General features: G+C 40.5%; 24 protein-coding genes. 7 read left to right on the top strand and 17 right to left on the bottom strand.

What is annotated here, in order from left to right:
- Window positions 1–29 precede the first annotated feature (29 nt).
- From HPB14_RS01580 to HPB14_RS01555, 6 genes are all read left to right on the top strand, one after another.
- Entirely contained in the window at window positions 30–1433 is a 1404-nt protein-coding gene (locus HPB14_RS01580; RefSeq protein ID WP_000782052.1) for a putative sodium/potassium/calcium exchanger, read from the top strand.
- A complete protein-coding gene (gmk, locus tag HPB14_RS01575) occupies window positions 1426–2046 on the top strand; it encodes a guanylate kinase (RefSeq protein WP_000551231.1) in 621 nt (206 codons plus the stop codon). The genes HPB14_RS01580 and gmk overlap by 8 nt, the downstream gene beginning before the upstream one ends.
- A 70-nt stretch (window positions 2047–2116) precedes the next feature.
- Window positions 2117–2356 (top strand): twin-arginine translocase TatA/TatE family subunit, encoded by a 240-nt coding sequence (gene tatA / locus HPB14_RS01570; protein ID WP_000508588.1) that lies wholly within the window; start codon window positions 2117–2119, stop codon window positions 2354–2356.
- A gap of 2 nt (window positions 2357–2358) precedes the next feature.
- Entirely contained in the window at window positions 2359–3984 is a 1626-nt protein-coding gene (argS, locus tag HPB14_RS01565) for an arginine--tRNA ligase (protein ID WP_014658425.1), read from the top strand.
- A gap of 60 nt (window positions 3985–4044) precedes the next feature.
- Window positions 4045–4800: a HugZ family heme oxygenase gene (locus HPB14_RS01560; RefSeq protein ID WP_000934540.1), complete on the top strand. Its 756-nt coding sequence runs from the start codon at window positions 4045–4047 to the stop codon at window positions 4798–4800.
- A gap of 495 nt (window positions 4801–5295) precedes the next feature.
- Window positions 5296–6441 (top strand): YbfB/YjiJ family MFS transporter, encoded by a 1146-nt coding sequence (locus HPB14_RS01555; RefSeq protein WP_001263639.1) that lies wholly within the window; start codon window positions 5296–5298, stop codon window positions 6439–6441.
- 5 nt (window positions 6442–6446) lie between these two features.
- On the opposite strand, the gene HPB14_RS01550 is transcribed toward HPB14_RS01555, so the two are convergent.
- The 17 genes from HPB14_RS01550 to rplU all read right to left on the bottom strand — a co-directional run bounded on the left by HPB14_RS01550 (window position 6447) and on the right by rplU (window position 20688).
- A complete protein-coding gene (locus tag HPB14_RS01550) occupies window positions 6447–7412 on the bottom strand; it encodes a CobW family GTP-binding protein (RefSeq protein WP_001124373.1) in 966 nt (321 codons plus the stop codon).
- Complete coding sequence (locus HPB14_RS01545; RefSeq protein WP_000337914.1) at window positions 7412–7798, bottom strand: hypothetical protein; 387 nt, start codon at window positions 7796–7798, stop codon at window positions 7412–7414. The genes HPB14_RS01550 and HPB14_RS01545 overlap by 1 nt, the downstream gene beginning before the upstream one ends.
- Before the next feature lie 45 nt (window positions 7799–7843).
- On the bottom strand, window positions 7844–8725 hold the full coding sequence (locus HPB14_RS01540) for a polysaccharide deacetylase family protein (RefSeq protein WP_001040373.1): 882 nt from the start codon (window positions 8723–8725) through the stop codon (window positions 7844–7846).
- A gap of 12 nt (window positions 8726–8737) precedes the next feature.
- The gene (locus HPB14_RS01535; protein ID WP_000850758.1) at window positions 8738–9616 is read right to left on the bottom strand and encodes a carbon-nitrogen hydrolase family protein; all 879 of its coding nucleotides are present in this window, start codon (window positions 9614–9616) and stop codon (window positions 8738–8740) included.
- 83 nt (window positions 9617–9699) lie between these two features.
- The gene (locus HPB14_RS01530) at window positions 9700–10104 is read right to left on the bottom strand and encodes a hypothetical protein (protein ID WP_000336521.1); all 405 of its coding nucleotides are present in this window, start codon (window positions 10102–10104) and stop codon (window positions 9700–9702) included.
- Window positions 10105–10119: 15 nt separating this feature from the next.
- Window positions 10120–10383, bottom strand: a complete 264-nt coding sequence (locus tag HPB14_RS01525; protein WP_000743083.1) for an AtpZ/AtpI family protein — start codon at window positions 10381–10383, stop codon at window positions 10120–10122.
- Between the two features lie 4 nt (window positions 10384–10387).
- Window positions 10388–11680 (bottom strand): glutamate-1-semialdehyde 2,1-aminomutase, encoded by a 1293-nt coding sequence (hemL, locus tag HPB14_RS01520; protein ID WP_000421508.1) that lies wholly within the window; start codon window positions 11678–11680, stop codon window positions 10388–10390.
- 9 nt (window positions 11681–11689) lie between these two features.
- Window positions 11690–12244 (bottom strand): YceI family protein, encoded by a 555-nt coding sequence (locus HPB14_RS01515; protein ID WP_000738973.1) that lies wholly within the window; start codon window positions 12242–12244, stop codon window positions 11690–11692.
- A gap of 239 nt (window positions 12245–12483) precedes the next feature.
- Window positions 12484–13479 (bottom strand): alginate lyase family protein, encoded by a 996-nt coding sequence (locus HPB14_RS01510; RefSeq protein WP_000819948.1) that lies wholly within the window; start codon window positions 13477–13479, stop codon window positions 12484–12486.
- A 196-nt stretch (window positions 13480–13675) separates the two neighbouring features.
- Window positions 13676–14758 (bottom strand): GTPase ObgE, encoded by a 1083-nt coding sequence (gene obgE, locus HPB14_RS01505; protein ID WP_000497179.1) that lies wholly within the window; start codon window positions 14756–14758, stop codon window positions 13676–13678.
- A gap of 18 nt (window positions 14759–14776) precedes the next feature.
- Window positions 14777–15583, bottom strand: a complete 807-nt coding sequence (locus tag HPB14_RS01500) for an ABC transporter ATP-binding protein (RefSeq protein WP_000770531.1) — start codon at window positions 15581–15583, stop codon at window positions 14777–14779.
- The gene (locus HPB14_RS01495; RefSeq protein ID WP_000599853.1) at window positions 15580–16443 is read right to left on the bottom strand and encodes an ABC transporter ATP-binding protein; all 864 of its coding nucleotides are present in this window, start codon (window positions 16441–16443) and stop codon (window positions 15580–15582) included. The genes HPB14_RS01500 and HPB14_RS01495 overlap by 4 nt, the downstream gene beginning before the upstream one ends.
- An 11-nt stretch (window positions 16444–16454) precedes the next feature.
- The gene (locus HPB14_RS01490; RefSeq protein WP_000443383.1) at window positions 16455–17312 is read right to left on the bottom strand and encodes an ABC transporter permease; all 858 of its coding nucleotides are present in this window, start codon (window positions 17310–17312) and stop codon (window positions 16455–16457) included.
- Window positions 17312–18316: an ABC transporter permease gene (locus tag HPB14_RS01485; protein WP_000948002.1), complete on the bottom strand. Its 1005-nt coding sequence runs from the start codon at window positions 18314–18316 to the stop codon at window positions 17312–17314. Before HPB14_RS01485 ends, HPB14_RS01490 begins: the two co-directional genes overlap by 1 nt.
- Before the next feature lie 10 nt (window positions 18317–18326).
- A complete protein-coding gene (locus HPB14_RS01480) occupies window positions 18327–19976 on the bottom strand; it encodes an ABC transporter substrate-binding protein (protein ID WP_001066781.1) in 1650 nt (549 codons plus the stop codon).
- Window positions 19977–20092: 116 nt separating this feature from the next.
- Window positions 20093–20359 carry a 50S ribosomal protein L27 gene (gene rpmA / locus HPB14_RS01475; protein ID WP_000940620.1) on the bottom strand — a complete coding sequence of 89 codons (267 nt, stop codon included), beginning with the start codon at window positions 20357–20359 and terminating at the stop codon, window positions 20093–20095.
- Between the two features lie 14 nt (window positions 20360–20373).
- Complete coding sequence (rplU, locus tag HPB14_RS01470) at window positions 20374–20688, bottom strand: 50S ribosomal protein L21 (protein WP_000119326.1); 315 nt, start codon at window positions 20686–20688, stop codon at window positions 20374–20376.
- Window positions 20689–20930: 242 nt separating this feature from the next.
- Here rplU and flgL point away from each other — a divergent pair, with 242 nt between their 5' ends.
- The gene (gene flgL, locus HPB14_RS01465; RefSeq protein ID WP_001266580.1) at window positions 20931–23417 is read left to right on the top strand and encodes a flagellar hook-associated protein FlgL; all 2487 of its coding nucleotides are present in this window, start codon (window positions 20931–20933) and stop codon (window positions 23415–23417) included.
- Window positions 23418–23432: the final 15 nt, after the last annotated feature.

The following is a 23432-nucleotide window of genomic DNA, read 5'->3' as shown; positions in this document are numbered from 1 at the left end:
CGTTTCTTAATCAATAAGGAGTCCCTAAAATGAAAATGATTCTATTCAACCAAAACCCCATGATTGAAAAGCTACTTGAGAGTGTTTCTAAGAAATTAGAATTATCCATAGAAAATTTTAACCACTACCAAGAGTTATCCGCGCGCCTTAAAAAAGATCCAGAATGGCTTTTGATAGCCGATGATGAATGTTTGGAAAAACTAGACCAAGTGGATTGGCTAGAATTAAAAGAAATCATCTCTCAAAATAAAAACAGCGTGTGCATGTATAAAAAGGGCAATGAAATGCAGCCCTTTTTAGAGGGCTTTGAGATGAAAATCAAAAAACCTTTTTTACCCACTGAAATGTTGAAAATCCTTCAAAAAAAGCTTGGTTCTAACATGAGCGAGCTAGAGCCTAGCCAGAATTTAGACCCAACTCAAGAAGTTTTAGAAACCAATTGGGACGAATTAGAAAATTTAGGCGATTTAGAAGCCCTAGCCAAAGAAGAGCCTAACAATGAAGAGCAACTACTCCCCACTTTAGATGTGCAAGAAGAAAAAGAAGAGATTAAAGAAACGCCCCAAAAAGAAAAACAAGAGGTTAAAGAAACGCCCCAAGAAGAAAAAGAAGAGGTTAAAGAAACGCCCCAAGAAGAAGAAAAGCCTAAAGATGATGAAACGCAAGAGAGTGAAACCCCTAAAGATGAAGAAGTTTCTAAAGAGTTGGAAATGCAAGAAAAATTAGAAATCCCTAAAGAAGAAACGCAAGAAGAAGTTAAGGAAGAGATGAAAGAAGAAACGCAAGATTCCCCAAGTGCACAAGAATTAGAGGCCATGCAAGAATTAGTCAAAGAAATCCAAGAAAACTCTAACGACCAAGAGGATAAAAAAGAAACGCAAGAAAGTGCAGAAGCTCTCCAAGAAACCCAAGCACACGAGTTAGAAAAACAAGAAATCGCAGAAACGCCCCAAGAAAAAGAAAAACAAGAAGATACAGAAACACCGCAAGATGTAGAAATCCCCCAATCACAAGAAAAAGAAACCCAAGAAACCCAAGAAGTTGTTACCGAAAAAACCCAAGTGCAAGAAAAAGAAACGCCCAAAACCCAAGAAGACCATTACGAAAATATTGAAGACATTCCTGAGCCGGTGATGGCTAAAGCGATGGGGGAAGAATTGCCCTTTTTGAATGAAGCCGTTGCAAAAACTCCTAATAATGAGAACGACACAGAAACCCCTAAAGAGAGTGTTACAGAAATCTCCAAGAATGAAAACGCCACAGAATTCCCGCAAGAAAAAGAAGAAAGCGATAAAACTTCCAGCCCCCTAGAATTGCGCTTGAATTTGCAGGATTTATTAAAAAGCCTCAATCAAGAGTCCTTAAAAAGCCTTTTAGAAAACAAAACCTTAAGCATTAAAATCACTTTAGAGGATAAAAAACCTAATGCATAATGATTTTAATTTACTCATCCTTTCAGGCCCTAGCGGAGCGGGTAAAAGCACCCTTACAAAGTATTTGCAAGAAAAAATCCCAAAAACCCATTTTTCCCTTTCCACCACCACACGAAAGCCTAGAGAGGGCGAAGTTGATGGCTTGCATTATAATTTTGTCAGCGAAGAAGAATTCAAACAAGGCATAGAAAAAGGGCAGTTTTTAGAATGGGCGATCGTGCATAACCACTACTATGGCACTTCTAAAATCCCTGTAGAAAAAGCCTTAAAAGAGGGCAAAATCGTCATTTTTGATATTGATGTGCAAGGGCATGAAATTCTTAAAAAGCATTACCCTAACGCATGCTCAGTGTTTATTAGCACCAAAAACCAAGAAATTTTAAAAGAGCGCTTGCTTTTAAGGGGGACGGATTCTAAAGAAACGATAGAAAAACGCTTGATCAACGCTTATAAAGAAATGCAGTGCTTGGAGAGCTTTGATTACCTCATCATCAATGAAGATTTAGAAAAATCCAAAGAAATCATCTTAAGCATCGCAAAAACTTTAGTCTATCGCTTAAAAGCGTTTAATTTTGAAAAAATCTGTAAGGCTTGGAAAAACGAATCCTTATAAAACCTATCAATTATTTTTTAAAAAAGCTATAATTCAAATAAAAACCAACCAATAGTTTAAGGAGTAAAATATGGGCGGATTCACAAGTATATGGCATTGGGTCATTGTTTTATTAGTGATTGTGTTGTTATTTGGGGCTAAAAAGATCCCAGAGTTGGCTAAAGGTTTAGGCAGTGGGATTAAGAATTTCAAAAAAGCCGTGAAAGACGATGAAGAAGAAGCTAAAAACGAGCCAAAAACCCTAGACGCTCAAGCAACGCAAACCAAAGTGCATGAGAGTAGCGAGATTAAAAGCAAACAAGAAAGTTGAACATGCACACTCTCATTAAGGGCGTTTTAGAAGAGATTTTAGAAGCTGAAGTCATTATTGAATACCCTAAAGACAGAGAGCATGGGCATTACGCTACGCCCATTGCTTTCAATCTCGCCAAAGTTTTTAAAAAATCGCCCTTAGCTATCGCTGAAGAGTTAGCCCTTAAAATCAGCACGCACGAAAAAACTCAAGGGTTTTTTGACAGCGTAGTGGCTTGTAAGGGCTATATCAATTTCACGCTTTCTTTAGATCTTTTAGAGCGTTTCACCCAAAAGGCTTTAGAATTAAAAGAACAATTTGGCTCTCAAATTAAAAGCGAACATTCTCAAAAAGTCTTTTTAGAATTTGTGAGCGCTAACCCTACAGGGCCTTTACACATAGGGCATGCTAGAGGGGCGGTGTTTGGCGATAGTTTGGCTAAAATCGCTCGCTTTTTAGGGCATGAAGTTTTGTGCGAATATTATGTCAATGACATGGGTTCTCAAATCCGCTTGTTAGGGCTTTCGGTATGGCTCGCCTACAGAGAGCATGTTTTAAAAGAGAGCGTAACTTACCCAGAAGTCTTTTACAAAGGCGAATACATCATTGAAATCGCTAAAAAGGCTAACAACGATTTAGAGCCAAGCCTTTTTAAAGAAAACGAAGAGACGATTATTGAAGTTTTGAGTGGCTATGCTAAGGATCTAATGCTTTTAGAAATTAAAGATAATTTAGACGCTTTAGGCATTCATTTTGATTCCTATGCGAGCGAAAAAGAAGTTTTTAAACATAAAGATGCGGTGTTTGAACGATTAAAAAAAGCGAATGCCCTTTATGAAAAGGACTCTAAAATCTGGCTCAAATCTTCCCTATACCAAGATGAAAGCGATCGGGTGCTTATCAAAGAAGATAAAAATTACACTTATTTAGCCGGCGATATTGTCTATCATGATGAAAAATTCCAACAAAATTACACCAAATATATCAACATTTGGGGGGCAGACCACCACGGCTATATCACTAGAGTGAAAGCCAGCCTTGAGTTTTTGGGCTATGATTCCAACAAGCTTGAAGTCTTACTCGCTCAAATGGTGCGCTTGCTCAAAGATAACGAGCCTTACAAGATGAGTAAAAGAGCGGGTAATTTTATTTTGATTAAAGATGTGATTGATGATGTGGGTAAGGACGCTTTGAGGTTTATTTTTTTGAGCAAACGGCTTGACACCCATTTAGAATTTGATGTCAATACTTTAAAAAAACAAGACAGCTCAAACCCCATTTACTATATCCATTACGCTAATTCGCGCATCCATACCATGCTAGAAAAATCCCCCTTTTCTAAAGAAGAGGTTTTGCAAACCCCTTTAAAAAATTTAAACGCTGAAGAAAAATACCTGCTTTTTAGCGCTTTAAGCTTGCCTAAAGCGGTTGAGTCTTCTTTTGAAGAATACGGCTTGCAAAAAATGTGCGAATACGCAAAAACTCTCGCTTCAGAATTCCACCGCTTCTATAACGCTGGAAAAATCTTAGACACCCCTAAAGCTAAGGAGCTTTTAAAAATTTGTTTAATGGTGAGTTTGAGTTTGACTAACGCTTTCAAACTTTTAGGCATAGAAATAAAAACCAAAATTTCCGCTAAAGATTAAGCTAATATTTAATTTTTTGTTATAACATTCCCCTTATTTTTTGAAACTAAGGAGAATATTTTGCTTAATCGTATTATAGAACACATGAACGCTCACCATGTTGAAGACATGAAAGGTTTATTGAAAAAATTCGGGCAAGTCCATCATGCTGAAAATATCGCCTTTAAAAGCGTGGATCCTCAAGGCATTGTGATTGGTTATAACCACAATCAAACCTTAAGGATTGAATTTAACCACGAAGTTAAAGACCCAAAAGACTACAAAAACGCTATCATTGAATTGTGTCAAAGCGTGGAAAAAACCCATGATTTAAAAGGCGTGGAAGAAGAAGTTAAGGCTTTTAAAGAAAGCTTTGATTCTGTTTGTTTAGCGACCTTACACCCTAATGGGCATGTGGTATGCTCTTATGCACCTTTAATGAGCGATGGCAAACAATACTACATTTATGTGAGCGAAGTGGCTGAGCATTTTGCCGGCCTTAAAAACAACCCCCACAATGTGGAAGTGATGTTTTTAGAAGACGAGAGCAAGGCTAAATCAGCTATTTTGAGGAAACGCTTGCGTTATAAAACCAACGCTCGTTTCATTGAAAGAGGGGCGGAGTTTGACAAAGCGTTTGATTCTTTCATTGAAAAAACCGGCGGCGCTGGGGGCATTAAAACCATTCGTGCCATGCAAGATTTCCATTTGATCGCACTGGATTTCAAAGAAGGGCGTTTTGTGAAAGGCTTTGGTCAAGCTTATGACATTTTAGGCGACAAAATCACTTATGTTGGGGATAAAGGCAACCCGCACAATTTCGCTCACAAGAAATAAATTTTCTCACCCATAAGGGGCAAACGCCCCAAAAGAGTGCTTTTTAAAGAGGTTACGGCAAAATCAAGCTCTTTACTATTTAACCTTAAAAAATACTAAAAGCCTTTTTATGGGCTAACACCACACAAAAAGCATCAAAAACAAAAAAATGACAAAATTTTTTCAAAATGACAAAAAAACGCTTTTATGCTATTCAGTGATGCTCTTTTTAAGCCTAGCCCATAGTTATTAATCTCTGTTTCAGCAATGAAAACCACCGCAAAGAAGTCTTATTCTAGTAGAAACCTTATTTTTATGAAGCGCTTTAGACACAAGCTCTATAACGCTAATAACCAACTCTCTTTTGCTCAATCGTGGGGCCTCTTTAACGATACGGGTATTGATAAAGGATAATCCTTAAATTTATTCTCATCTCGCTCCCATTATGCACTATCAATTAACAAGTTTCAATATAATATAAGATCTTGTTTTTTTATAACTTTGTTAAGGATCAAAATGCGCGTGTTTGTTTGCTTTTTAGGGGTTTTTGTGTCTAACGGCTTAGCTCGTTTTGGCTATGTGGTTTTAATCCCCCTACTCATTTTATCAGGGAGTTTAACCCCACACCAAAGCTTCCAATTAGGTATTGCGGTGCTAATGGGCTATGTTTTTGGGAGTTTTTTAATCCAATTTTTAAGCCCGTTAATGTCATTAGAAAGCATCGCTAAAATCAGTTTTGGCTTAATCGCTTTGAGTTTTTTAGTCTGTTATTTTGATAGTATCCCTTTCTTTTGGCTTTGGATCTGGCGTTTTATCGCCGGTGTGGCTAGCAGTGCGTTAATGATTTTAGTCGCCCCTCTCTCTTTACCTTATGTCAAAGAACATAAAAAAGCCTTAGTGGGGGGGCTTATTTTCAGCGCTGTAGGCATTGGATCTGTCTTTAGCGGGTTTGTTCTGCCTTGGATCAGCTCTTATAATATCAAATGGGCATGGATTTTTTTAGGGGGCAGTTGTTTGATAGCCTTTATCCTTTCCTTAGTGGGGTTAAAAACCCGTTCTTTAAGGAAAAAATCCGTTAAAAAAGAAGAAAGCGCGTTTAAAATCACCTTTCATTTGTGGTTATTGCTCATTTCTTGCGCGCTCAATGCGATTGGTTTTTTACCACACACGCTTTTTTGGGTGGATTATTTGATCCGTCATTTAAATATCTCCCCCACTATCGCTGGAACTTCATGGGCGTTTTTTGGCTTTGGAGCCACGCTTGGCTCTTTAATCAGTGGCCCCATGGCTCAAAAGCTAGGGGCTAAAAACGCCAACATCTTTATCCTTATTTTAAAATCTATCGCATGCTTTTTACCCATTTTTTTCCACCAAATCTCTTTACTCAATTTAAGCATTTTTGTAATGGGAGCGGCCACAACCGCCAATATCAATTTATTCAGCATGATGGCTTTAAAAATTGCAGGCGCGAAGCATTTCGCTAAAGCGTCTTCATGGGTGGTGTTTTCTTTTGGCATTTTCCAAGCGCTTTTTTCGTATCTTTTCACGATCTTTTTAGGGGATTTGGGCTATGTTTTGATTTTTGTTATTTGTGGGGTGTGTTTGGTTTTAAGCTTCATCGTTCTTTTCCCTATCAAAATGCAAACAGCTACCAATAAATAGAAAAATTATGGGGTTTCAAAACCCTTGATGCCGAGAAAATCCTTAAAACCCTTTAAGGAATTTAAGATTTTTTCACACCCTAAATGACGCACAATAAAAACGAGGTTAGAGCCGTTTTGATCCTTTAAAATGTGCTTGGGCGGGTAAATGACATGCATCACGCCGTTAATACTCACCAAAAGATCGCTTCCAATATCAATAATCCCCTTTATGCGTAAAATCTGCGTGCCGTATTGATGCAACAACAAACTCAGCCAAATCCCAAACGCGCTCCATTCCATCGTGCCTTCAAAACTAACGCTTAAAGTCTCAAAGCCTTGCGAGTGCGAATCTTTTGGCATTCTTGGCATGAAATTTCGCGCCCTATTTTTGCGTGAAAAGAGGCTCTCATAGTCTATCGCCCTCTTGTCAAAAATTTCTGTGCTAGGGTTAAGGGATTGTATCCGCTCTTTTAATTTGATTAAAGCCACGCTGTCATTTTGCAAATCCGTTTTGGTCAATAAAACGCTATCAGCAAAAACGATTTGCTCTTTAGCTTCGTTGTTTGTTAAATGTACTTTAGCGTTCAAAACATCCACGCAAGCCACCACGCTTTGGATCTCAAAATGCACCCCTAAAAAAACATCGCTCAAAATCGTCCATAAAATCGGCGCCGGGTTAGCTAAACCGGTGGTTTCAATGATGATGCGCTTTAAAATTTCGCCACGCCATTCATAGTTGTTGAGCGTGGCTTTTAGAGACTCCACTAAATCTAAGCGTTTGTTGCAACACACGCACCCTGCGTTAAGATAGAGCATTTTTTCACCGCAATATTGAACGCTTAAGATGCGCTGATCCAAAGCGGCTTGACCGATTTCATTGATGATAAGGGCAACGCCTTGGTGATCTGTTTGGTTTAAATATTCGCTTAAAAAACTCGTTTTACCGCTACCTAAAAAACCGGTGATGAGCGTGATAGGGATTTTAGGCATCAGCGAGTGGCGTGTGGGTTTTGATTTAAAAACGCTAACAGATGAGAATCTAGCGCGTCCATCTTTTTTTTGGCTAATTTTTGCGCCTTACCCCACAAATCGCCTAAATCATTCACGATCACGCTCTGCCCTTTTTTATCGCACAGCACAAATTTCGTGCCTTGCCAATCACCAATTTTTAGCCCATAAAACGCCAAAATTTGATTGAGCAATCCCACTCGTTTGAGCCGCGCTCTTTTGCGTTCTCTGGCGTTTTCATTCGCGCTAATAAGCGCATTTGGCTCTCTCAAATTTTCATCAATCTCATAACTATCGCTCCCATTGGTCCCATAATTTTCATCGGTCCAATGAAAAGAACTGATAAGCTCCCCGCATAAAACGCACATCTTTCAACCTTTTAATCAAACGCCAAAAATCTTTTGGCGTTATCGCTATTTTTTTCTAGGGTTTCGTTTTAAGAAATCATCAGCGATTTCATTGAATGTTACCCAACGCACGCCCTTATGCTTGTTGATATGCTCAATGATTTTTTCATGCATGAGCAACACTTGCGGACGGGCGCTCACATCAGGGTGGATTGTCATGCTAAACACCGCATAATCCATCTCACGATAAACCCAATCAAATTGATCGATCCACATTTGCCCTATATCATGCGGGCTTACAAAACCAAAACTATTGGGGGACTTTTTGATGAACATCATCGGCGGTAAATCGTCCAAATACCAGTTCGCAGGGATTTCCACCAGATCGGTTTCCACCCCACGGATTAAAGGCTTCATCCAATCCTTAGCTTCCAAACTATAATCAATCTTGCTCCAACTATCCCCCACGCGCACATAATAGGGCGTGAAATCATTGTGCATGAGCGAGTGGTCGTATTTGAAGCCGTGTTTTAAAAGCAATTCATTAGTGATATTAGAAAACTCCCACCACGGTGCCACATAGCCTGTGGGGGCTTTGCCGGTAAGATCTTTAATCAATTCAACGCTTTTTAACAAAACATCTTCTTCTTGCTTGGCGCTCATAGCGATAGGGTTTTCATGCGAATACCCATGCGCACCCACTTCATGCCCTGCATCCACGATCATTTTCATTTGCTCTGGAAAAGTTTCAATAGAATGCCCCGGTGCAAACCAAGTCGCAGGGAGATGGTATTTTTTAAACAATTTCAAAAGCCGTGGGATCCCCACTTCACCCGCAAAAAGCCCGCGCGAAATATCATCAGGCGAATCCTCTCCACCATAGCTCCCTAACCAACCAGCCACCGCATCAATATCCACGCCATAAGCCACTAAAATTTCTTTTGCCATAATCGCTCCTTTTTAAGTGAGTTTTCCAAACCCCTTTTTGGTGAGTTTGGTGTCAAAATCTTGTAAATAAGGGATTTTTTGGCGTTGCAACGCCACTTCGTTCAAATCCATTTCAGCGATAATGACCTCATTAAGCTTGGTGGCTTGCGCGATGATTTTCCCATTGGGTGCGATGATTCTTGAATCGCCGGCAAACTCTAGCGTTTGTTTTAATTTAGCGTTAGTTTCTTCCCCACTATGATTGCACGCGCACACAAAACAGCCATTTTCTAACGCTCTAGCCTTGCTCAATAAATCCCAATTATAAGCCCTGGCTTTGCCAAACGCGCTAGGATAGATTAAAACCTCTGCTCCTTGTAACGCAAGCAAATTCGCACCCACGCCAAAGCCGATTTCATAGCAAATTTGCAAACCCACTTTCGCGCTAAAATCCCCAAAATCCAGCGTAAAAACCTCGTATTTTTTGCCCCTTCTAAAGCGCGATTTTTCATCGCCCCACAAATAGATTTTACGATGCTTGCCAACGATCCCGACTTTTGGTGGAATGATATAAGCGCTGTCGTAGAGTTTTTTATTCGTTTTTTCAATGCTGCATGCCACAATATGCGTATCGCTAGATTTCGCAAAATCGCTTAACGCTCTCAAAGTCTCGCTTTTTAGCTCGCTATGCTCTATCGCTTTAAAATCCAACCCAAAATCCGCGTCTTTATCATTCACGAAATAACCGCTATCAAACAATTCCGGTAAAACAATGAGATTCGCGCCTTTGTCGTGGGCTTCTTTGGCTAGGTTGAGCACTAATTGCAGGTTTTCATTTAAGGCGTAGGGTTTGGATTGCATTTGAATCACGGCGGTTTTTAGGATTCTTTTAGCGGGATTTTTTGTTTTCAAGATCCACTCCCATTTTTGTTTTTATTGTATAGGATTAGAAATTAAAAGAGAATTAAAGGGGTTAAAATCCATGTGAGTTTGTGTCAAAACTTACCATTATTGTTTAAAAATCGTAATAACGCGCTAGAGAGCGAGCTCACAAACACGCCGATAAGAAAGATTAACCCATTAAAAAGATGCAAGAATAAAAGCGCTCCTAAAATGCCTAGTAAAACCCCATACCCCCCTAAACGCCACACATTGAAAGACATTTCCAAACCCAGGGCGAATTTTTGAAATTTTTGCTTTTCTTCTTTTTCTCCTGAATTTTGTTTCCTTAAATCCAAACGCTTTTTAACGCCGTAATACGAAGACAACGCCACGATAAAAAACCCCAAAAACCCCCCCTCAAAATTCAAAACCCCTTGAAATGCTTGGAAAAAATAAACGATGATCGCGCTAACTATATTGATAGAAAGCAAAACAAGCAAGCATTGGATTTGGCACATGGGCTTTTATGGTATTTATTTTGTTTTGTTTTGTGTGTATTTAGGGTCTTTGGCTAATTCTTCATAATCCTTTTGCATGTTTTTATAAGCTTTATAGACATTGAGAAAGCTCGCTAACACGCCCCAAATAACCCCAAGCCAAAAAAGCCACGGAATGTGAGTGAGCTTTTTAAGCCCATAGCCTATAGCCACACCCATAAGGATCGCTACCACCATAGACAGCCCTAAGCTCAAATAATTCGCCCCCTCTATGAATTTATAATACTTTGGCTTTTTCAAAAATTCACACGCCCTTTATGATTTCATCAAAACTTTCATCGGCTTTTGCGATCGTAAAATCAATCATCTCTTCAGTCATAGGCTCACAAATAAAGCCGGTTTCAAAGCTTGAACATGCCAAATACACGCCCTTAAAAAGCATTTTTTGGTGGAATTTCGCAAACATCTCCGTATCGCTTTTTAAAGCGTCATCAAAATCACGCACCGCATTTTCGTTAAAGAAAAAGCCAAACATGCTCCCCATATTGAGCGTTTGTAAGGCGATATTATAGCTTTGAGCGCTCTTTTTTAAACCTTGAGTCAAACGAACGGCTAGAGCGTTCAAGCGGGTATAAAGGGTTTTGTCTCTTTTGATTTTATAAAGCGCACTCAACCCTGCGCACACCGCTAGGGGGTTACCGCTCAAAGTGCCTGCTTGATACACGCTTCCAATGGGCGAAAGCAAGTCCATAATTTCTGCACGCCCTCCAAAACACGCCAAAGGAAGCCCCGCACCTATCACCTTACCAAAGGTTACCAAATCCGGCACGACGCCATAAAATTCTTGCGAACCGCTCAAACTCGCTCTAAACCCGCTCATCACTTCATCTAAAATCAGCACCGCTTGGTATTTTTCACACAAAGCCTTTAAGCCTAGTAAAAACTCTTTTTGAGCCGGCACTAACCCCATATTCCCGGCAATGGGTTCAATGATGACACAACCCACATTGCCTTTTTTAAAGCATTCTTCTGTGGAGTTCAAGTCGTTATAACGAGCCACTAGGGTGTGTTTGCTAAAATCGTTCGGCACGCCTAAAGAAGAAGGCGATCCAAAAGTAGCGCACCCACTACCCGCTTTCACCAATAAGGAGTCGCTATGCCCATGGTAGCACCCTTCAAACTTGATCAAATCGTCTTTCTGGCTATAAGCTCTAGCGAGTCGTATCGCGCTCATGGTCGCTTCCGTGCCGCTACTCACTAAACGCACCTTATCTAAGCCTTCATAACAAGAAATGATTTCCTTAGCTAAAGTGGTTTCTAATTCTGTGGGAGCGCCAAAAGAAGTGCCTTTTTTTAATGCATTAATAATATTTTTTTCAATCTCTTCATCAGCATGCCCAAAAATCAAAGGCCCCCAGCTTTGCACAAAATCTATATAATGGTTGTTATCCACATCATAAAGATACGCCCCCTTACCTTTTAAAATAAAGGGGGGAGTGCCTTTAACGCTCTTAAACGCCCTCACAGGCGAATTGACCCCCCCAGCGATCACCTGCTTAGCTTCATTAAAATCATTAATGCTGTGCAACAACTCCATGATTTTACATTATCCCTTAATCATGCTTTCAAATTGGATTTCCACTTGCGACCAAGTCAAGCCCTCATGAAAACTCTCGCATCGTTTAGCCAAGCTCGCTAATTCGTTTTTCAAGCCAAAATTCAATAGATCCAAGACCCCTTTAACCACGAGCTTATCCTCAGCAATCGTGTATTGCATAGGCACTTTTACCAGCTTTTCATTCATCCTCACATAAGCCGTAAGAGAACCTGCATGATCGCCTTCTATCACATTTCTAAAAGTTACTTTAATGTTAGTGTTTTTAAAAAGAGCGAAAAAAGCTTCTTGAACATTCTTATTTTTTAATTCATCGCCCAAATTGACTTTCAAGCTATCCATGCTCGCAGTTGCCCCTTCTAAAAGGGTTTTCAAACTATCTTGAGATTTACCCAGTTTATAAGTGATGCTTTCAAAACTCCCATTTACTGGTGTTTTAGCCTTAGTTTTAAAGGCTGTCCATGTTAGCTTAGCCGAAGATAAATCCAAATTCACCGCTTGCAAAAACCCTGCTAGTAAAACCGATACCAAAACCATTTTTTTCATTCATTATCCTTTAATGTGGTCTTATCAATAACGATCATTATTTTAGTGTAAATAAGCACGCTTACAACTAAAACGATTCATTTTGATAATCATTTGCACTCTAAAGACGACTCAAGAGATACAATTGCGTTTATTTTAAACTCTTTTTGTAAATAATGCTGACCGAAACAAACTTTCTGAACCATTCATCAAAAGATTAAAGCGCATGGCTATCGCTATCATCTTGAATACAAAACAATTCATGGCGATCGGAGTTTCAGCCTGAAACCATCTTCATGCAAATCGCCTTGTTTTAAAAGCTCATCCGCGCTAGGGCTAGAATAATGTTTGGCTAAAATAATGAAATAGGCGTTGTTATGCACCCCAATAAGGTTAGGCTGGAAATAGGGGAAAGTTTCAGGGTTTAAAATCCATGTTGCAACTTTGTTATACGCCACAGAGAGCCTTTTACCGGCCTCACTACCCCACAAATCATACCCGTTCTCAAAAAGCAATTCGCCTGATATAGTTAGCGCAAGAAGCGCGAAATTGGTATAAGCTATCCCCTTAATGCCCTTTGTAGGGCCACCATGATAATCGCTCGTATCGCTCCTAGTGATCGCACTAGCAATAACCCCATTCTCATCTATGGCTTTAAATATCCAATCCTGCCACCGATTAGCGCTATTGTGCAAAAGGGCATGATCGTCTAGCGCTAACGCAGAGCTCACATCAAAAAGAATCCCCCACGCCCCATGGTTAGTGTTAAGAGCCGATTGAGAATACTGACGCATCCGCCTAATGAAATCTTCATATTCTGGGCTAGGAAATTCTTTTTTGACAAACCAATAAGCCATGTTCATATAAGGCATGTAAAAATTGATATTGTCCTCGCTTTGATAAGTATCCACGCTTTGAAGCTCATTAGCCCAAGCGTTTAAAATCTCTATAGCTTTTAAGCCGTATGGTTTGTTTTGGCTCACTAAATAGCCTAGCGCTAAATCATAGGAAACCATAGCGGATTTTTTAAAACTCTTGGTGCAGGCATCAGGATCTCTAACCCCAGTAGCAGTGTAGTGTCTTGATGCGTTAAGTTGCGCGCATGGCTGTATTGTTTGGGAGAGCTTTTTATCAAGGTGGAGTTTTTGGGGCAAATCTCTAGATTTAAAATCCCTAAAAAAGTAATCTTGCTCAGCGTAAGCTTGAACGCAAACGCAAACACACATGAACAACAAGAATAAAACAAATCTTTTCATCTCTCGCCTTTGCTTGAATTGATTAAAAAACAGCGTTTTATGGCAACGCTTTTAACAACAGAAATTTCACGCCATTATACTCTATGCGTGTGTCTTTGTGCATCTTATGAAACACCCTCTATAATCCCACCCCACACGCTATAATTTAGTGGAGTGTATCTGGCTTGATTAAACTATTTTCAAATACAACATGGCTTCATTGTAACGCTTTCAACAACACAAATTTAAGTGCATGCGTGTTGAGAGTGCTAATTGCTGAAAGGGGTAAGACAAAGAGCGCTGATCTTTCATTAGGGTTATTTTCAAAATCGCTGGTTAAATTGGGGTGTAAAAACCCTAAATACGGCTCTAAATCAAATGCGTTTAATTTCTGCACTCCCAAATTTAAAAAGGTGCAAAAATCCTTAGTCATCTCATCAATGTTTTCTACAACATCGCATTTATTGAGCAACACCCCAAAAGGCTTGTTGGCCAGAGTGGGTGAAAATTTCTCTAACTCCAACCTCAAGCGTCGGTATTGCTCTTTAATGCCCAGATCCAGCCTGGAAGCGTCTAAAACAAAGGCTAGAACCTTAGTGCGTTCAATGTGCTTTAAAAAGCTAATCCCTAAGCCTTTTCCCTCACTAGCCCCTTCAATAATGCCAGGAATATCCGCCATTAGAAATTCGCTTTTTTCATCCACGCTCACAACCCCTAAATTAGGCACTAGAGTCGTAAATTCATAATTAGCGATTTTAGGCTTAGCGTTAGAGATGGTGGAAATGAGCGTGGATTTACCCGCATTAGGGAAGCCCACTAACCCTATATCAGCGATGAGCTTTAATTCCAAACGCACGCATTTTTCAGCCCCCTCTAAGCCTTTTTGCGCGTAAGTGGGTTGTTGTTTAGTCGCGCTTTTAAAATGCGCATTCCCTAACCCCCCCTTGCCTCCTTTTAAGGCTAACACCCTTTCTTTAGGCGTGATCAAATCAAGCCACAACTTGTCATCTACAAAAACTTGCGTTCCTGGCGGCACAACAATAATCTTGTCTTCGCCCTTTTTGCCCGCGCAATTTCGTGTGCCTCCTGGAGCCCCGTTTTTAGCCTTATGGTGTTTAGTGCCTCTAAAATTCGCTAAAGTATCGGTATTGTTATCCACTTCAAAATACACATCGCCTCCATCGCCTCCATCGCCTCCATCAGGGCCTCCTTTGATGACAAACTTTTCTCGCCTAAAACTCACCATTCCAGGCCCCCCCTTACCCGAAGCGATGATAATTTCCACGCTATCTACAAACACAGCTTAATACCCTTTCTTTTATTTGGCAAATCTTTGCATGGATTTTTCCAAATGCGGCACCGCATTGAGTAATTTCTGCGTATAAGGGTGCTTTGGAGCACTTATCACGCTATCCACATCCCCCGTTTCTACGATTTGCCCTTGATTCATCACGATGATTTTATCGCTAATATGCTCCACCACCCCTAAATCATGGCTGATAAAAATATAAGTCAGCCCCATTTCTTTTTGCAAATCCAAGAGCAAATTCAACACTTGCGCTTGAATGGACACGTCTAGCGCAGACACAGGCTCATCGCAAATCACCACGCTAGGATGCAAAATGAGCGCCCTAGCAATGCCGATTCGTTGCCTTTGACCGCCTGAAAATTGGTGGGGGTAACGATCGATCCATTCTAATTTCAAGCCCACTTTTTGCATGATCTCTAGCACTTTTGTTTTGATTTCTTTTTTTGAAAAATGAGAATTTAAAAGCAAGGGTTCAGCGATGATCTCGCCCACTTTCCAGCGAGGATTCAAGCTAGAATAAGGATCTTGAAAAATCATTTGCACCTTTTTGCGGTAATCAAACCAATCCTGTTTGCTAAAATGCAAATGGCGCTTACCATTGAAATAAATCGCCCCGCTATCTTGCCTTTCAATCCCGGCTAAAATTTTGGCTGTCGTGCTTTTCCCGCAACCGCTCTCCCCCACAATGCTTAAAACTTCATTTTGTTCCACTTCAAAACTGATCCCATTGAGAGCATGAATCACTCTTTTAGGCTTGAATAACCCCCTGTCTATCGCATAGGATTTTTTCAATTCTTTAACTTCTAAGAGCTTCATCGTAACTCCTTTTGAAAACTCAAATAATCCACGGTTTCATCCACGGTTTCTAAGCGTTTTTTGCGGTATTCTTTGCCCGGTTTAGGGATGGCGTTTAAAAGAGCTTTGGTATAGGGGTGTCTTGGATCAGCAAAAAGCTCTTTGGCACTCGCTTGCTCCACCACATGCCCTTTATACATCACCACCACTTCATCAGCGATCTGCGCCACCACGCCTAAATCGTGGGTGATAAACAAAATAGAAGTGCCTTTTTTTTGCTGCAATTCCTTCATCAATTCTAAAATCTGTGCTTGAATGGTTACATCTAATGCTGTCGTCGGCTCATCAGCGATCAAGATTTCAGGCTCACACACCATAGCCATAGCGATCATCACCCTTTGGCGCTGCCCTCCACTGAGATTGAAAGGGTATTCGTGGTATTTATCCCCTGCATGGGGAATGCCTACGCGCTCTAATTCATACACCACCCTTTCTAAGCGTTCTTTTTTATTGAGATTAGGGTGGTGGATTTTCAACACTTCATTGATTTGAAACCCCACCGTGTAGGAAGGGTTTAGGCTCGTCATAGGCTCTTGAAAGATCATGCCAATTTTCTTGCCTCTGATTTCTTTTTGCATCTGTTTTTCTTTGAGTTGCAACAAATCTTGCCCTAAAAATTGAATGCTCCCCCCTACAATTTTCCCGGGTTTTTCAATCAGCCCTAAAATAGAAAGCGAAGTGATGCTTTTCCCGCTCCCACTCTCCCCTACAATGCAAAGCGTTTGAGACTTTTTCAAGCCAAAACTCACGCCATCCACTGCTTTATTCACGCCCTTATCGGTGAAAAAATAAGTTTTTAAATCTTTAACTTCTAAAATCATGCAAGCTCCTTTTAAGAGGCGCGTTTAGGATCTAAAGCGTCCATGATGCCATCGCCTACCAGATTAAAACTCATGACCGTTAAAAAAATCATCACCCCAGGGAAAACAAGCATCCAAGGAGCGGTAGCGATGTATTGCATGGAGTTCATCAGCATCGCTCCCCATTCGGGTTTGGGAGGTTGGGCCCCAAGACCTAAGAAGCTCAGCGCGGCCGCTTCTAAAACCGTGGAAGCAAAACCCATTGTCGTTTGCACGATCAAAGGGATAATGCAATTAGGGAAGATCACCTTACACATTAAACGAAGATGCGAAGAGCCATTGATTTTAGAAGCGATCACGTATTCTTTTTCTTTTTCGCCTAGCACAGAACTGCGCACCAATCGTGCAAATCCAGGAATCCCCACAAACCCAATAGCGAGCATGGCGTTAGTGAGTGAGGGTCCTAACACCGCAACCACAATCACGATCAATAAAATAGAGGGCAAAGCGAACATGATGTCCATGATACGCATGATAATTGCATCTGTTTTCCCTCCAAAATACCCCGCTATTAGCCCTAATATCGTGCCAAAAAAGACCGCAATCCCCATAGAAACAATCCCTATGGTTAAAGAAATCCTAGCCCCATAGATCAAGCGGCTCAAAATATCGCGCCCCAAATCATCGGTGCCTAAAAGGTATTTAGCATTCCCCCCATGCTCCCATATAGGCTTTAAAAGGCGATCTTGAGCGTTTTGCACATAAGGGTCATGCGGGGCTAAAAGGGGCGCAAAAACAGCGCAAACCACCAACAAAAGCACAATCCATGCCCCAACGACCGCCGCCTTATTTTTTTTGAATTGTTGGATAAACTCTCTAAAAGACTCCATTATGACAACCTTATTCTAGGATCAATAAAAGCGTATAAAATATCCACCAAGAGATTAGCCCCAATATACATCATGGCAATAATCAAAGACATGGACTGGATAATCGGGAAATCGCGCTGGTTGAGCGCATTAACGATCCACTTACCAATCCCAGGCCATGAGAAAACCGTTTCAGTTATCATGCTCCCCCCTAAAAGCCCGGCCAACATCAAGCCTGCGATAGTCGTTACAGGGATTAAAGCGTTACGCAAAGTGTGCACAAAAATCACCCTAAAGGAGCTGCACCCCTTAGCTTTAGCGGTGCGCACATAATCTTCTTTAGACACTTCTGCCATGCTCGCGCGAGTCATCCTCGCAATAACAGCGGTAGAAACCGTGGCTAACACAATGCTAGGCAAAATCAAGTGCTTGATCGTATCCACAAACGCCCCATAATCCCTTGCGATCAGGCTGTCTATCAAATAAAGACCTGTGGGGCCATCTAAATAATACACATCGCTCAAACGCCCAAAAACAGGCAACCACCCCAATTGCACGCTGAAGATATAAATCAGCATAAGCCCTAGCCAAAACACCGGCATAGAAATCCCGGCTAAAGCGAAAGTCATGCTGGAATAATCAAACACGCTATAGCGTTTGATCGCGGCTAACACGCCAACGCTAATACCCAAAACAAGAGCCATAAACAAAGCGATCAAAGCCAATTCCACCGTAGCCGGGAAGCGTTGCCAAAACTCATGCATCACAGGCTCACCGGTCATGATAGAAGTGCCAAAATTGCCATGCAACACATTATTGATAAAGAAAAAATACTGCTCTATCAAAGGCTTATTCAAGCCAAATTGCTCCCTTAAAGCGTCAATAGCGGCTTGATTGGCCTTTTCGCCTAAAATCACTAACGCCGGATCTCCTGGCACTAAATGCACCATCATAAACACGATAATGCTCACTCCAAACAGCGTGGGGATCGCCCACAAAATACGCTTAATGATAAAACTCAGCATGCAACCCCTTTCATTTTTCTAAATACACCTTAAAGAAGCGATTCACATTCACTCCAGTCGTCTTATAACCCTTAACTTTAGACAAATGCGGCACCACCGAATAAGGATAAGCTAAAGGCACATAGGGCGCATCTTTATGGATAATTTCTTGCGCCTTTAAATAAAGGGCTTCCCTCTCCTTTTGATCCGAAACCCGTTTAGCCTTTATGAGCAGATCGGAAAAGGCGTCGCTCTTATAAAAGGAACCATTTTGAGTGGGTATAGCTGAGGCCGCTTGCTCGCTCCATAAGGTGTATAAGAAATTATCCGGATCCGCAATGTCTGCCATCCAGCCTGCAAACGCCATTTCATGCTCGCCCAGACCCGTTCTTTTCAAATAAGCCCCCCACTCATACACTTCAATTTTCACATCAATGCCAATTTTAGCCAGACTCGCTTGTATAAACACCGCTCCTTTTGGGTTACGAGTGGAAGTGGTAAAAATAGTGGTTTTAAAGCCGTTAGGATACCCCGCTTGTTTCAATAATTCCTTAGCCTTTTTCAAATCGTATTCATAGGGTTTGATGTTGTAGTTATAACCCCATATAGTGGGCGGGAAAGGATTGACCATCTTTTGAGCAAAGCCTTCATAAATCACCTTAATGTAATCATCCACATTAATCGCATGGTTGATAGCCAAACGCACCAAAGGGTTATTAAAATACTTTTTTTGCGTGTTCAATGAAAGCCAACTCGCCAACAACCCAGCGCTTTTATCCACCACGACATTAGGAAGTTTTTCTAACTGCTCCACTTCATTAAGGTTAGGCCCGGTCATTAGCATAATCTCACCGGTGCGTAGCGCCAAAGCGCGAGTGGAAGAATTAGGAATGGTGCGCACCACCACTTTGTCTAAATAAGCTTTAGGCCCCCAATAATCTTGATTTTTTAAAAGAATGATTTTCTCATCTTTATTCCACAAAAAGAATTTGAAAGGCCCTGTCCCAACAGGTTTTTTAGCCAACTCGTCTTTTTTATTGTTTTGTTCTAAATAATCAGCGTAATCCTTACTCAAAATGCTCAAAAAATCCATGCCTAAATTCGCTAAGAACGGAGCTTCTGGCCCATTAAGCGTGAATTTAATCGTGTAATCATCTAAAGCTTCAATGCTCTTAATAATATGAGACATGCCCATGCCTTCCCAATACTTATAGCTTTTAGCCCCTGGGCTGTAGTATCGTTTAGCCTTATCCATTTGGCGCTCAAACGAGAACAGCACGTCTTTAGCGCTAAACTCCACTTTTTTATTCCAATACTTCGTCTGGTGGAAATAAACCCCTTTGCGTAAATGAAAGGTATATACAAGACCATCTGGGGATATTTCCCAGCTTGTCGCTAAGGCGGGTTCAATTTCTGTGGTGCCGTATTTGAATTGCACGAGCGTGTCATAAATATTGCCCGTTGCCACATAGCTTTCGCCATCAGTTACTAAGGCCGGATCCATGCTCGAGCCATCAGCGCCTCTAGCAAAAACTAAAACGCCTCCAAAACGCTTTCGCTCTTCAACAGAAACATTTTCTTTAGATGGATTAAGAGTAGCGTTTGGGCTTTCTGAGGCTTTCAAAAAGAACCCAAACAACAAAAGAAAAAAAAACAAACCCTTAACAAAAACATTATTCATAAGCCAATCTCCACAACAAATTCTATAAAGGATAGAGATCTAAATTATAAATATTTTATGGCGTTTATAGGCGTTTAACAAACACCCAAAAGTTCAATTAACCTTTAAAGGTTACCCTACTCCCCAAAATTTTGACTAACCACAGAAACCTTTTTGCGGTTTCTGTCTTTATGCTCAAACTTCACAACGCCATCTACGAGCGCGTATAAGGTATGGTCTTTCCCCATGCCCACATTATTACCAGGATGCATTTTAGTGCCTCTTTGGCGCACGATAATATTCCCTGCTCTCACAAATTCTGAGCCAAATTTTTTCACGCCTAAGCGTCTTCCTGCAGAATCCCTGTTATTCTGCGTGCTCCCTTGACCTTTCTTGTGTGCCATTGTTTAATACTCCTTTATGCTACAATTTTAGTGATTCTCACGCGAGTGAAATCTCTTCTAAAACCACGCTTGGTTTTGCTGTCTTTTCGGCGGCGTTTTTTGAAAGTGATGACTTTTTTGCCGCGCCCTTCATTGATCACTTCCGCTTCAATTTTAGCCCCATTCACAAAGGGTTTCCCGCAAGAGAGTTTGCCCTCTTTGGATACGGCTAACACTTCCACTAATTCCACTAAAGCCTTAGGCTCTTTATTCATTTTATCCAATAAGACAATATCGCCTTCAACGACCTTATATTGCTTACCGCCATGCTTGAATATTGCGTATGACATTTCTATTCCTTAAAAATTGAACGCTCTTTTTAAAATAAACGCTTATTATAGTGAGTATTTGCTAAAATTTAACTTTAAATTGAGATTAAATCCACATTAAAAGAATTTTTTTACTCAAAAACACCCCATTTAACCCACCATTATTAACCCGCATTGCCCCACTCAAACCACTCGCAATTGTTACTAACTTGTTTTGGAATACTTTTAGCTTGTTTAATTAAAAAACCAATAAGGATTTGATCATGCGCGTTACCTTTGGCTCAAAATACAACCAAATGAATCACTACCAAAACGCTTTACAAAACAAAATCAACGACGCTAACACGCAGATCGCTTCAGGGCTAAAAATCCGTTATGGTTATCAAAACAGCGACATTAACAACCAGAATTTAAAATTCCAATACGAAGAAAACACCTTAGATCAAGGCATTGATGTGGCGCAAAACGCTCACACTTCAACGCTCAATACCGACAAAGCCTTGCAAGAATTTTCTAAAACGATGGAGGCTTTTAAAACCAAACTCATCCAATCCGCTAACGATGTGCATTCAGAGACTTCTCGTGCCGCTATCGCTAACGATTTAGAACGCTTGAGAGAGCATATGATGAATGTCGCTAACACCTCTATAGGGGGGGAATTTTTATTTGGGGGCAGTAAGGTGGATAGACCTCCCATTGATAGTAATGGGAAATACCATGGCAATGGCGAAGATTTAAACGCGCTTATTAGCTCTGATAACCTTGTGCCTTATAATATCAGTGGGCAAGATTTGTTTTTAGGCACCGATAAAGACAAACACAAGCTCATCACCACCAACATTAAATTATTCAATCAAAACAAGCTCCACCCTGATGTGATGGACGCTTTAGAGCATTCTTCATTACCTGAAGAAGTTTTTATTAAACCTAGCGATACCTTGCGAGAACTCATCGGCGATAACGATAAAGATCCCACCAATGACCCTAAAGAGTTTTTTTATTTGCAAGGCGTTAGGCCTGATGGCTCTAGTTTTAAAGAAAAATTCGCGCTCTCTAAAGCCTATCAAAACCAAGAAAGCGCGACTAAAGTGAGCGATTTGTTGGATAAAATCGGTCATGCTTACGGGAACACTTCGCAAAATAAAATCGTGGATGTGAGTTTGAACAATTGGGGGCAAATTGAGATCAAAAACCTAACGCCTGGCAGTGAAAATTTGGATTTTCATTTGATTTCTAGCGATGGGGATTTTGATGATTTAGACTCCTTACGATCCAGTGGTAAAAGGGTTACTGAATATGTCAAAAGCGCGTTTGTAACGGATAGGAGTTTGAGCCAAGTTAAAGCAGTGCCTAACATGTATAATCCCAAGGTGCTTGAAATCCCTAGCGTGTTTGTCACTAAAGATAATGTTTTAGCCAATAAAAACACCAAATTGAGCGAGATTTTTGGCGATAAGGTGGAAACTTTAAAAATCAATGCCAGCCGTTTGGACGAAACAAGCGCTATTAAAATCCCAAATCTCCCTATTAATTTGGATATTCCCATTCTTTTAGATGTGAAAAACTCTACGATTAAAGATTTGAAAGACGCGATTAAAGAACGCTTCAATAATGAAGTGGATGTGGAAATTGCAACGAACGGGCGTTTGAGGATCATTGACAATTCTTCTAAAGAATCGCCTATTTCTTTTGCCTTAAGCACACTAGATCAAAAAGGGCTAGAAGTGGCCGGTATCCCTACTAATAACGCGAGCGAATACCAAAAAACCTATTTCAATAAAGAAGGGGCAAAATTAGAAAGCAATGTCGCTCAAATCGCTCAAAATGGCGCGGCTAATGGCTCTACTAAACTGAGTGAAGCCGCTAAGGGGAGTTTAGAAAATAGCGTTTTTAACATGAAGTTAAACGATGTGAATGGCTTATTTTTGGAAGCGCAAATGAATTTGGATCCTAATGGGGCTTTTTTAAGTTTGCCTAATGGTATTAAAATCCCGCTTTATGACCCCACAACCGCTAACATTCAAGCTTCTAAACCCAATGAAGTCACTTACAGGCAGCTCATGGATGCGATGAGTATTGCGCTCAATTACAGCAATACTGACCCAGCCATCTACCAACAAATCAGCGATAACCCCACTTCAAAAGAAAGCAAGGAGCGATTTATTGGATTGTTAAAACAAGCTAAAGACAACCTTTCTGTCAATTTGAATGAAGAGGGAAAAGTCATTATCCAAGACAACATGCATTCAAACACCAAAATGCAGTTCATGCTTTTTGATAAGGACTCGAATGATTTTTCTCAAAACGCCTTGCACAGCGACAAACCAAGCCTTAAATTAAACGCTAATAACGCTTTAATTATTGACAAGCCCAGCGTGAATTTTTTTGATCAATTAGAAAATATTATCACTTCTGTAAGAAAAGGGATTTATCGCCCGGACGCTTTAGGGGATACTTATTCTAGCGATATGCGTAATTTAGGCATTCAAAACGGCATCACCCTTATAGATCACTTGAGCGATCACATAGAAAAAATGATCGCTAAAAACGGCGCTCATGGTAAAGCGTTTGAAAACATCATCAGGCGTAATGAAGTTTTAAAAACACAAGTTCAAAGCATTCGTGGGGAAACGACCGGCACGGATATGGCAGAAACTTATAACAAGTTTTCCAATCTCACTAACAATTATAACGCTGTTCTGGCTTCCACGAACAAAATCAATAATCTGTCTTTAACGAAATACTTGTAGTCTTTTGGTGGTTTT

Source organism: Helicobacter pylori HUP-B14 (assembly GCF_000259235.1).
GTDB lineage: Bacteria > Campylobacterota > Campylobacteria > Campylobacterales > Helicobacteraceae > Helicobacter > Helicobacter pylori_CU.
This window is presented reverse-complemented; position numbering and strand designations above follow the sequence as displayed.